Below are 12123 nucleotides of genomic sequence, written 5' to 3'. Positions count from 1 at the left end.
AAACGTGCCATTGCCCGCGTGGACGTCTTCGGCAGCAGCTTGCGGAAGGCGACGCATATGCTCGCCACGACGACGACGGCGATGATCGCGCCCTGTACGACTTCGAATGTGTTCACGAGAGTGCCCTCGCGATCTGGTAGGTAGCCAATGAAGCAAGGTAAGCCAGGCCGAACAGGTATCCGGCGGCCACGGCCACGTTGCGCCAGGAATTGGTTTCACGCCGGATCACGGCAAGCGTGGACATGCATTGCGGCGCAAACACGTACCACGCCAGCAGCGACAAGGCCGTGGCGAGTGTCCACTGCTGCGCGATGACGGGGCCCAGCTGCGAGGCGAGCGCATCGTCGCTGCCCGACATGGCGTACACGGTGCCGAGCGCGGCCACGGCCACTTCGCGAGCGGCAAGTCCGGGCACCAGGGCGACACAGATCTGCCAGTTGAAACCGATGGGCGAGAACACGTACTCGAGCATGCGGCCCAGGCGGCCGGCGATGCTGTAGTCGATGGCAGGCTGCGTGGCGCCGGGCGGCGGCCCCGGGAAGCTGGAAAGGAACCAGAGCAGCACGGTGAGCGCGAGGATGATGCCGCCCACGCGCTTCAGGAAGATCATGGCGCGTTCCCACAGGCCGAGCGCGATGTCGCGCACGTTCGGCAGGCGATACGACGGCAGCTCCATGATGAGCGCGTGCTCGCTCTTGTCCTTGCGCAGCCGCTTCATGACGAAGGCCACGCCCAGGGCACTGAAGATGCCGGCGAAGTAGAGCGTGAACAGCACGATGCCCTGCAGGTTGAACAGGCCCCACACGCTGCGGCTGGGAATGAACGCGGCGATGAGCAGCGTGTAGACGGGCAGCCGCGCGGAGCAGGTCATCAGCGGCGCCACCAGGATCGTGGTGAGCCGGTCGCGCGGGTCCTGGATGCTGCGCGTGGCCATGATGCCGGGAATGGCGCAGGCGAAGCTGGAGAGCAGCGGAATGAACGCACGGCCGGTAAGGCCCACGCGGAACATCATGCGGTCGAGCAGGAAGGCGGCGCGCGGCAGGTAACCGGACTCTTCCAGCACGAGGATAAACAGGAAAAGGATGAGAATCTGCGGCAGGAATACCAGTACCGCGCCCAGGCCTGCGAAAAGGCCGTCGTTGAGCAGGCTGTGCAAGGCGCTGCCTTCCGGCAGGAACCCCGTGACGAACGTGCCGAGCGCCGCGATGCCTGCCTCGATGCCGTCCATCACCGGCTGCGCCCAGGAGAACACCGCCTGGAAGATGAAGAACATGAGCGCGGCGAGGATCGCCAGACCGAACACCGGGTGCAACGCCCAGCGATCGATCGCGTCGTCGATGGCCACGGTGTCGCGCGGCAATGCCACCGTGTCCGCGAGGATCGCGCGAACCTCCGCGTGCAGTTCGTTCACGCCGGCCTGGTCGATCGGTGCCGGCACCACGTTCGGCACGCTGGCGTCGATACGCTCGATCAGCGCCTTCGCGCCGCCACGCTTCACCGCGACGGTTTCGACCACGGGAACGCCGAGCCGCTGCGAGAGCCGCGCCACGTCGATGACGATGCCCCGCCGCCTTGCCGCGTCCATCATGTTCAGCGCGAGCACGACGGGCCGCCCCAGGCGGCGCACCTCGAGGACGAAGCGCAGGTGAAGCCGCAGGTTCGTGGCATCCGCCACGCACACGATCAGGTCGGGAGCGGCCTCGCCGGGGTAACGCCCGTGGCACACGTCGCGCGTGATCGCCTCGTCCGGGCTGGTGGCGTCGAAGCTGTACGCGCCGGGAAGGTCGAGGACATGCAACGTGCGTCCGGACGGCGCCACGAAGCGCCCCTCCTTCCGCTCCACCGTGACACCGGCGTAATTCGCCACCTTCTGCCGGCCGCCGGTCAGCTGGTTGAACAGCGCCGTCTTGCCGCAGTTGGGGTTGCCCACGAGGGCGATGCGCGTCGCGACGGCGCTCATGCGGCACCGCCCACGGAGATCTCCACGCGCGCCGCTTCCGTCTTGCGGAGTGCGAAACGCGTGCTGCCGATCTGGATCAGCAGCGGATCGCCCCCGAGGGGCCCCCTCGCCACCAGCCGAACCGGTTCGCCCGCGACAAAACCCAGATCGCGAAGGCGCTGGGCGATCGGGTCGGCGGGATGGGCATCGGTAACGGACTGGACCACGGCTTGGGCACCTTTCGGCGCGTCTGAGAGGCGCACAGGGAATACTCAAATAAGAACTGTTCGCATTATATGCCTTTGGCGGGAGGGCTGCATCCCATGCCCTACCCCTTATGATTCCCGGCTTCCATCAGGAGGTTCCCCCATGTCCGCCGTCGAACTGGTTCGCAAGGGCGTCGTCGCCCACCTCGTCATGAATCGCCCCGAGGTGCACAACGCCTTCGACGACGGCCTGATAGCAGATCTGACCACCGCCATCGACCGACTGGAAGGCGACGACGACGTGCGCGTCGTGGTGCTCACGGGCGCGGGAAGCAGCTTCTCCGCCGGCGCGGACCTGCGCTGGATGCGCGGCATGGCCGCGGCGTCGGAAGAAGAAAACCGCCTCGATTCGCTTCGCCTCGCCACCCTGATGCGCCGCCTGCAATTTCTTGCGAAGCCCACCATCGCCCGGGTGAACGGCGCCGCGTTCGGCGGCGGCGTGGGTCTCGTCGCCTGCTGCGACATCGCCATCGCGGCAGACGGCGCGAAGTTCGCCCTGTCCGAGGTGAAGCTCGGTCTCGTGCCCGCGGTGATCTCGCCCTACGTCATCGCGGCCGTGGGCTTGCGCCCCGCCCGTCGACTGTTCCTGACCGGCGAGGTGTTCGGGGCGGATGCCGCGTTGCGCATGGGCCTGGTGCACGAAACCGTGCCGGCCGACGAGCTCAACGGCGCCGTCGATCGCGTGACCGGCCTGCTGGCCAAGGGTGGACCGATAGCGCAAGGTGAGGCGAAGCGGCTCGCACTTGGCATGGGCGGCATGACATTGCAGCACATGGAGCGGATCGACACGGAAAACGCCGCGCTCATCGCGCGCCTTCGCGTTTCGCCGGAAGGACAGGACGGGCTTTCGGCGTTCCTCGACAAGAAGCAGCCCTCGTGGATCGTCTGAAGGCGCGCCGCCTGCTGTCACGTTCCGTCGCGGCATGCATGGTCCTGCTGGCGTCCGTCGCACACGCCGAAGGTGTCGGAACACGGATCGAGCGCCACCTCGCCGAGCCGCGATTCGCCGCGGCCTCCTGGGGCATCTCGGTCGTGTCGCTGGATGACGGACGCACCGTCTACGCCCACGACGCCGGCCGGCTCATGCTTCCGGCCTCCACGGCCAAACTCTATACGGCGGCATTCGCGCTGGACCGCCTTGGCCCGGACTTCCGAGCACGCACCGACGTGCTGGCGAACGGTGCCGTGAAAAGGGGACGGTTGCGCGGCGATATCGTGCTCCGTGGCGGTGGCGATCCAACGTTGTCGGGCGATGCATGGGCGAACAGCCTTGCGGCAACGCTGCGAGAACGCGGCATTCGCCGCATCGATGGCGCCGTGGTGGGCGACGACACCCTTTTCGCCGGGCCGCCCATCGGTGCGGGCTGGGAAGCGTCCGATCTTCAGGAAACCTACGGGGCCCAGGCAGGTGGTCTCGACATCGACGAAAATACGATGATCGTCGCCCTTGCCGGACCTCGTGTCGACGTGCAGCCCCGGGATGCGGCGATCACCGTGGCGCTCGACACGGCAGATGCGCCGCAAAACGACGCACCTGCCAAGGCACCCGAGTTCTATCGCGCGCCGGGCTCGGACACCCTCCATGTCATCGGCCTGGATAACGCTAGTGCGAAGCCGCACACCGCACGCATTTCCATGCCCGATCCCGCCCTGGTCGCGGCGCGACGGCTGGAATCAGCCTTGCACGCGCAAGGCATCCGGGTGGATGGCGAAGCGCGCAGCGTGCGCTGGCCCGTCCGGCCACCCGGAGGCGAGCCGATGGCTTCGTGGCCCTCGCCGACGCTGCTGGAGATCCTGCGCGCGGGCCTCAAACGATCGCAGAACCTCTACCTGCAGACCGTCTTCCTCCTGGCCGGCCGTTCGCAAGGTACGGATGCGACGCCCGCCGAGGATCGCGCCACCGCGGCGCTGTCGGATTGGCTCGCGGCGAGGGGCATCGGTCCGACGTCCGTCGCGATGGCGGAAGGATCAGGACTGTCACGCCACGACCTCACGACCGCGTCCGCCCTGACGCGCCTGCTCGCCACGATGGATACCGAGCCTGGCGCCGACGCATGGCGAGGCTTGCTCCCGGTGGCCGGCGTCGACGGAACGCTCGCCCGGCGCATGCGCGGCACGGCTGCCGAAGGCAACGTCGTCGCCAAGACCGGCAGCATGACCTACGTGAACGCCCTTGCGGGCTACGTCACCACCAAGTCGGGACAGCGCCTGGCGTTCGCGATTCTCCTCAACAATTACCGGCCGCCTCCGCACGGCGCAGAGCCACAGCGCAGCGCATCGGCGGAAGTGGATGCGGTCGCCGTGATGCTCGCCGAGGCCACCGGGCGTCTTTGAGGACGCCGCCGAACCTCAGGCGCCCGGCACCGCCGGCAGATCCTTTTCGATCTTCGCCGGCGTGTCGGGGGGAATTCGATTTAACGCTGACGAATCGTATAGGCCACGTGCAAAATCACGTCGTTGAGGCTGTTAAGCAGGTTTTTTTGCTTGCCCATCGCATGAGGAAAACTCAAGGCCAGCCTGGCCGAGATCGGCACTCCCTCGAAGGGCAGGTACTTGCCTTCGTTGAAGTCGAGCTGGAACAAGCCGTTGTCGTTTACGCCATGCGAGATGGCAATGGCCTCGCAACCGCGGGGAGGGACTTCGTTGCCGCCACCGGCGTAACTCAATACCGCCTGCACGTCCTGATAAGCGCCCAGTATCGCCGGCAACGACACGCTGATCTGCTTGATACGGCGCACTGGCCCCAGATTCACGGGGTAGTCCGCGCCCAGATTCGTTGCCGTAAGATCCACCCGCAGAATCAGGCGGCCGTCGGACTCCAACGATAGGCCATTCCTGTCGTCTCCCACTTGGCCCGAACCGCTCTCCAGCAACCTTCGGATTTCCGTGGCCAACGAGAAAGGCTGGTCCAACTCCGCATACAGCTGTGTCAGCGATAACGTGCGCCGCACCTCCAGGGCCCGGCGGTCCCATTCCAGATAGGCCTTGTCCATCTGCGCCAGGTTCAACATCAATGCTTCACCGCACAAGAGCCCTGCGTAGTTGCCCTGCCAGGCCCCCGCCTTCACGAAGTGCTGCAAGTCCTGCGTTTCCCATTGATAGGAACGCTCGGCCATAAGGCAGCGCCCTACCGCCACGTCGTAGAACTGATAGAAGATCGTGGCCAGACGTCCACGCAACCAGCTGTACAACTGTTCATTGGTGAACTTGCGCCGCAGGAACTGTAACTGCGCCTGGGCGTGCGCTTGTTGGGTCTGAAGATAAGCCTTCTGCAGGGCGGCTGCCTCTTTGCGTATGGCTAACACCTTCAACTGCGCCTCCAGGGCTTTGAGCTCACCTTGCGCGGCATCGCGCTGAATCTCCCACTCTTGGCGCCGGCGTCGGTAAACTTCGGTTTGAGTGATCTTGTCCGCCTCGACCGTCTTGATCTGAGACAAGAGACCCATGAAGTTGCCGAGGGCGTAGGGAAACCCTCCCCAACGCATGCCACCGGCAGCCACGCCAAAAATATTGGGCGCCATATCCACGGAGGCTCCCGTCAGATACAGGGCCTGCACCGCCACCGATAAATGTCCGCTTTCCCGGCGCAGGTTCATCGCCTTCCGCTCCCCGCTATTGACGTCCTCTTCAATCAGTTGGACATAACGTGCCTCGCGGTTGCGTACCGTCTGTTGCGTGTGTTGGAGCGACTCTTCCTCCCGTTCCAGCTCCTCGATGGACTTCTGCTGTTGGCGGATGCTCGCCAACACCAACTCCTCGGCTTGGGTCTGCAGCAGCACACCCAAGGCCTCGCCGTCCTGGCGCTCCAGCAGCGACTGCATGGTCGAGCCGAATTGGATCAGCTGGAACACCAAGGTGCGGGCGCTTTCCAGGAGCAACGCAAAGCGTTGCGGCGGCAGCTCTACCGACGGCAGGTTGCTACCGCCTTCGTCGGCCGCCACGGCCGCCGTCAACAATTGCTTGGGATCGGCGGCCTTGGCGTAGATCGGCAGCGACAGCGGCTGCCCGTCTATGGAGAGATGGTGCCGCAGGTTGTACAGGCGCTGCTCGATCGTTTGCCAATAACCTAGCAACACGTCGTTGCTCTCCGGCAGGAACAACTCGGTCAAGGCCGTGCCATTGGCCTCGCGATCGGTCGGCTGTGCCCTGTGGGCCCGCTGCAATTGCAACAGACGGCGTTGATGCGACTGCCGGCGCTGCGGGGCGGCTGCCTCGCCGAGGGTGGGATTTTCCCAGTGTTCATCCAGGCGGAACGATCGGCGCGTGCCGAGCAACTTCAGGGCGGCCAGGTACCAACCCTTGGCCTCGTTGAGCGTATCGCGTTGCAATTGCCGGTAGGCCGCGTCGCCACGCGCGATCAAAAGATCCAGCGCACGAAAGAATGTCGCCACTTTGTAATGCATGGGATCGCTTTGGGCCACCGCGTCCGGATCCACCGAGTCCAACGGATCGGCGTTCCACGAGGTATCTTCCAACAGCGGCCGGGTGATCCAGTTGCGCTCGGCCCCGGGGCTGGGATCCCATACGTATTTCAACCAGTCGCCGGCCTCATCGAAGCGTCGCTCCTGTAACAGGCGTTGCATCGCCATCATCGGTGTGTAGTAGAAAAGCTCCCAGAAATACAACGCATTGGCACCGCCAAAATCCATCGGCGTGCTCAGCGTCGACAGGACTTCGATACGAGGGTGCGTCACCGGGTCGTAAGCCTGGGCCACGTAGCGGCAAGCGCCGCTGGTTCCTTGGAACTCGAATCGGCCAATATCGGTGTAGGCCTGATCGCGGTACTCGACCACCAGGGAGGCTTGCTGGGGGAAGTCCACCAGTTCGCCATCGGCCAGGCGTGAAAACGGCACCAGCAGATCGAAGCTTTGCTGGCGGCCTTCCACGTTCAACCCTCGCCACCACAGTTGCGAACGCCCACTAACGGGATCCTTGAGCTGTAGTTCCACCTCGTGCGTGCCGAGGAGCACCGGGGGCGGCAGTACGACCCGTACATAGCGCCCTTTGCCGAGCAAGGGCTCCGGGATGCGCTGCGTTTGCGGACTCAAGATGGCATGGATGCCACGCTGGGCGATCTCTACCAACTGGCGCGCGAACAAGGTGTTGAGGCGAACACGGGCGTGCTCCGTGGCCAGATACTGCGCCCCATTGGCGTCGCGCAGAATCGCCATGGCCGGGGGTAACGCCCCAGCGAGCAGCGGCGTGACGGTAACGGGCCAGCGTACCTCTACGAAATCGATCGACAGAGCGAAGGATAAGGTCTTCGACGCGATGTCATCCGTGTTGAAAGACGCGCTCAGCTCTTTGAACTTGACCAGCGTGTTATCGAGCGCGAAATAGGATCCAGTTTTGTCACCATGTTCGGAAAAATCAAACGATTGATTCTCGATACGAAAACGGGTGGTTGTACTGAGAGGGCACGCAATTTTTTTGCCATCATAATATCTAAACACATATACCTGTTCATCCCCTGCGTAGCCACCCTCGAGGGCAAGTGAATCCGAAAATTGGCCAGGATCGAAACGTGTGCTTCGCATCACTACAGATCCCTCCTTCCCCGAGGGCATGATCTCTTCCACAGGCTGACGGCCACCATCATAGAGATGAGTAACAAGCCGCCATGACAAAGTCAGATCGACTTTGTCATGGATCTCCGCAAAGGCGAAGAGACCCGATGTGGTTCCCCAAAGATTGTTTCCTGTAGATATCTGATAAAAAGTAAATGGTGCTGCCACCCATTCCGGGTGATGGGTGGAAAAGTTCAACGCGGCTTTCGATATATCCTGTAAGTCGCCGATCCAGCGTAGTCCTCCCCAAGGCTGGCACACCAACGACAGCTGCCCATCCACTTTCCTTACCGACACCTCGCCCAGATCGGCATCCAGCTCGTGCGCCTGAAAGTACGGAATACCAATGGACCCGGGCGCCCCCACCACCACACGGTAGGAAATTACGTCTTCTTCGGGCTCGACATAGGGGGTGCTGACATGGCGTTGCCCCAGCGTATCCAGACGATGGCGCATCATCACAGCCAACGACGCCGTATCGAAGGCATCAATGACCATGGTGTGATCGATACGCAGGCCAATCCGCTTGGCCGGGCCGATCGCCGGGTACTGGGCTTCCCGCCCATATAACATCACGATCAGCGCATTGTCCGCCTCACCGACATACAGGGTGGGCGAAGGGACCCCCCCCCTGCCCCGCCATGGCTGAGGTCACATCGTGGGAATATGGAGTGCTCCAGTTGCCGTCGTGACGCAGATAGGCCCATTTGATCTGATACGTGTATGACTCCGCATTCGGCAACGCTTCCGCTTGCGTGGACGTAGCGATGTCTTTGCGCTCCAGCCATATCAAATACAGGCGCGACTTGAAGGTGACAGGGCGAATACAGCTTTCAAAGGGCAAGGCAATACCGTCGATCTTGCGCCATTCGGTCCAGGCATTGGCGGGATATCCCCCCGTCGCCTGCTTCTTGTTTTGATCCAGGCTACGCCAGTAGTAACGACGCGGCTCGGTCATGTCTTCGCCGATGAAATAGGTTTTCCCTTGCTCCAGATCGATCTGCTCGTGATAACCACTGATCACGTCCAGATTGGCGACTTCCTCGAAACTATTGAGGTAGCTCAGGAAGGCGTCGCCAACACTGTCGCTGGTCAGCTGGCTTTGTCCTATCTGCGCCAGCAATGCATCCATCATGTCGGTCTGACCGATGCGCAAGGTCGGCTCGATGTAGTTCTCCGGGTAATAGCCGAGCTTGGCCGCACCTGCCCAGCTGCTGTAGCGCTGGTTGTAGCGTTGCCAATCGCGAAAGAACTGGCGCTGCATGACGACCCGATCCGCACCTTCCAAGCCGGCCATGGCGCTATTTACATAGAATTGAAGGCTGGCGATGGCCTCCGCGATACGCGTGGTAGTCACCTGCGCCGAGCTCTGGTTGTCCAGCAATACGTGCTGGTACAAACCGTTGCGATCCATTAGGGGGAGATCGGGAAAAACGTGCTGGATCACGTAAGCGCTCAACGCAGCGCTCAGCGCTTCGTCCACCACGCCATGGACCTGAGCGCTTTGAAGAGGGGAAAGGCCCGTCGCTATCGCCATGGCCGCCTCGTGCCACTTGGCATACGAGCTTTCGCCCGCGTCATAGCGAAGGGCGAGCAATTGCGACAGCTTGCTCGGTGCCAGCCCATAAACTTCGCTCAACCGGACCCATTGCATGACCCGATCCAGCTCGAGTTCGCTGCTCAGATGGGCAGGATCGACCACCTGATCGTGCGCGACCGCCTGCACCACCGCTTCTTGCACCCGAAGCGCCTCCCACTGCATGGCCTCGGCCAGGAGCGCAGGGGTCAACTCTCCGCGAAGAAAAGCACTGAGCGTGCTCGATGCGTGCTCGCCCAGGGCCTGCAACCATTTGGCAAAACGGGCCAAGGCTTGCAAGGTCTCCAGGTCATGACCCAGTACATTCCGCGGGGAACCGGCCCCGTACAAGGTTTGCGGTGTGGCCACAAAGCTACCCAGGGCGGCCACCGGCAACTGCACATCCTGCTGGATCAGGGCCAACTGGGCCAGCACCTGCACAAAGGCTATCGCCGATGCATCGGTCGGATCCTGTGCCACCTGCTCCCAGAACGCCTCAATAGTCATATCATTCGGCTTGGGCAAGCGATCGGCCCAGAGTAAGGTTACTTCCCCAGCCCTGGCCCCAGGCAGGAGCAAACCCGCTGCTACGTGCGGCGCCAGCACTGCCACCTTCTGTTCCACCGTATCGGCACCCTTGGCACTCTCGACCGTGGCATGCAACACACTCAACAGTTGCGACCACTCTGGCGTGCTTTGCCCATCGTAGGCCGAGGTAGTACGTGCCAGGGCATCGAACACGCTCCATCCTTGCCCCTTCAACCACTCGCAGGTCGCATGAATGCGATCGATTCGCTCTGCCAGGGCATCGACCAGCACGTTCTCAAAACCGAGGTTGACCTCGTCCATCGCAAGCAACAGCACCGCCAGCTCCGGCAGGGATAAGCCGTGCACACGTGCCACCATGCACACACGCCACAGCCCCGACAGGGTCGCCAGGTTGTGTTTCAGCTCGGTGGGATCGGGCACGCCGAAGTACAGCTGAGCCAATAGATGCAAGCCGGTGTCATCCACCACGAAAGCGCGTTTGAGGATGTCCTTGCGCGGATCCGCCACACGGAAGTCCAACACGATGGGGGGCTCGCTGGCGGGCTCCAAAACCACGCCATTGAGTGGCGGCGTATTGAACAATTGATCGAACAGACTCGGTGTGCCTGTCGGTGCACGGGTTGGAATCTCTGCTCCATCCAGCACCAGCCGCTCCTCGGGAGAGATCGCATAACGCGCTTCCCATTCGATGGAGTTCACCGCTGAAGGCAGATAACGATCCACCGCCGTTACCGCCACTCGCAAATCCAAGCCGCTGGCACGGCTGAGGCGAATCAACCGATTCAATGCCAAGGCCCGATACTTGTCTATCTGGACCAGATCGGAAAGCGATACTTCGTTGAGAGTAAAAAGTTCGGTCTCAGCCAGGCTACGCACCGCACCGTTGGTTTCGGTGATGCGAATGCTGGCTCTATTCACACGCCCCGTATAGGGTCGGATATCGAGCGTAAGGGAGGATTCATACCACCTATTCGAATAAAGAAAGTCCCTCCAGTCGTCCGATAACAAAATGGCTGCACTCTCGCTTCCATCGCTCCAGTGGAGCAGAAGTTCGCTTTTTCTTACCGTCAGCCTGTCTTCCGGAATATAGGAGCGAAACCGGCACTGGTAGGTGCCCGGTGAGGATTGAGGTTCGAGAATCAATTCACCGAGCGCGCCATAACCCATTTTGATGCCAATTTCGTAACGCACTTCATTAATCAGAAATTGAATGCATTTAGTCCTATTGCGCTGAAACCATTCCATCAATGGCGGCAGTGAAGGCTCCGTGTCCGGTGGCACGAACTCCAGGCAGTAGGCGACCTCCTCATCGCTGAGCTCGTAATAACGCTTGAGATGATCCGGCTCCAGGAACTGCGCCGGGCTGATCTTGTTAAAATTTAGCGCGTACACCGCATCGATCGTGTCCGGATCGGTGATCTCCTCCAAGAGGAGTTGGCGCAGCTCAGGATCGATATTGCTGCGCAAAGCACGCCGCGCCACCGGCTCCATGAGATCGGTGACGCCAGCGTAGGTATGCCAATGCTTGAAGCCCGGGTCCTTGGCCAAAAGGCCATGGTGCAGGCGCTCGAAAGCATCGTGGTGGGGAGTCACGCCGGTCGTGCGCAGCTTCGACAGAAAGTTCAGCACCTCCTGCGGGGTGCCGTCCCCACCCTCGACGACCTCTTGAGCCTTGCGCAACAGCCACTCGTTCGACAAGGAAAGTACCGTGACCTCCGCGTCCAGATTTTCCTGGCTGAGAATCAGCTCCTTCAGATCCGGCCGGCGCACATCCAAATGATACGTCGACTTGGCCGGGTGCAGATCGCGTGCCTGGCTATACAGCTCGGTCAGATAGGCCGCTGGCGAGAACATCGACGACACCGAGCCGGGTACGGTGTACCGGCTCGACCGGTCGCCGAACTCCCCATCGTAATCGCGCGTGTCTTGCCCCACGCGCATCCCCACCTGTAACGCTGACGGGAGCCACGGTGCTGCATGCGCCAGCAAGCTTGCCTCGTACATGCGATTGCGCTTGAGCGCTTGCTGCGAAGCCTCATGCAGCGTGCACGCTTCTTGGTAAGTGAGGTTCTCGCGGGCCTGCCGATAAAACTCCTCGACCGACTGGTGGCCGATGTCAGTCACGGCCGTTAGCCCAGCCTGGCGGCTCAAGGATTCCAAATATGCATTCATGGCAGACTCCCTCGCCTTCCGCAGGCGGTGCATTAATGATTCCAGCGTCGCGAC

Annotated in this window: 6 protein-coding genes; 2 read left to right on the top strand and 4 right to left on the bottom strand. The window is 62.3% G+C overall.

The window, feature by feature from the left end:
• Positions 1–112 precede the first annotated feature (112 nt).
• Together FHS47_RS11205 and FHS47_RS11200 are read right to left on the bottom strand one after the other, a co-directional pair.
• Positions 113–1960, bottom strand: a complete 1848-nt coding sequence (locus FHS47_RS11205) for a ferrous iron transporter B (RefSeq protein WP_167027082.1) — start codon at positions 1958–1960, stop codon at positions 113–115.
• Positions 1957–2202, bottom strand: coding sequence for a FeoA family protein (locus FHS47_RS11200; protein ID WP_167027079.1), 246 nt, complete (start codon positions 2200–2202; stop codon positions 1957–1959). The genes FHS47_RS11205 and FHS47_RS11200 overlap by 4 nt, the downstream gene beginning before the upstream one ends.
• Before the next feature lie 106 nt (positions 2203–2308).
• Between FHS47_RS11200 and FHS47_RS11195 the strand changes: the two genes are divergently transcribed.
• Positions 2309–3094: an enoyl-CoA hydratase/isomerase family protein gene (locus FHS47_RS11195; protein WP_167027076.1), complete on the top strand. Its 786-nt coding sequence runs from the start codon at positions 2309–2311 to the stop codon at positions 3092–3094.
• Positions 3082–4539, top strand: a complete 1458-nt coding sequence (gene dacB, locus FHS47_RS11190) for a D-alanyl-D-alanine carboxypeptidase/D-alanyl-D-alanine-endopeptidase (protein WP_167027073.1) — start codon at positions 3082–3084, stop codon at positions 4537–4539. Before FHS47_RS11195 ends, dacB begins: the two co-directional genes overlap by 13 nt.
• Before the next feature lie 80 nt (positions 4540–4619).
• Here the strand turns inward: dacB and FHS47_RS11185 are convergent, their stop codons facing one another.
• Complete coding sequence (locus tag FHS47_RS11185) at positions 4620–8345, bottom strand: hypothetical protein (protein WP_247741443.1); 3726 nt, start codon at positions 8343–8345, stop codon at positions 4620–4622.
• 22 nt (positions 8346–8367) lie between these two features.
• The gene (locus FHS47_RS11180) at positions 8368–12069 is read right to left on the bottom strand and encodes a neuraminidase-like domain-containing protein (protein WP_167027067.1); all 3702 of its coding nucleotides are present in this window, start codon (positions 12067–12069) and stop codon (positions 8368–8370) included.
• Positions 12070–12123 lie beyond the last annotated feature (54 nt).

This window comes from Luteibacter sp. SG786, from assembly GCF_011759605.1.
Taxonomy (GTDB): domain Bacteria; phylum Pseudomonadota; class Gammaproteobacteria; order Xanthomonadales; family Rhodanobacteraceae; genus Luteibacter.
The sequence above is the reverse complement of the archived record's forward strand: the minus strand, read 5'-3'. Positions and strand labels throughout refer to the sequence as shown.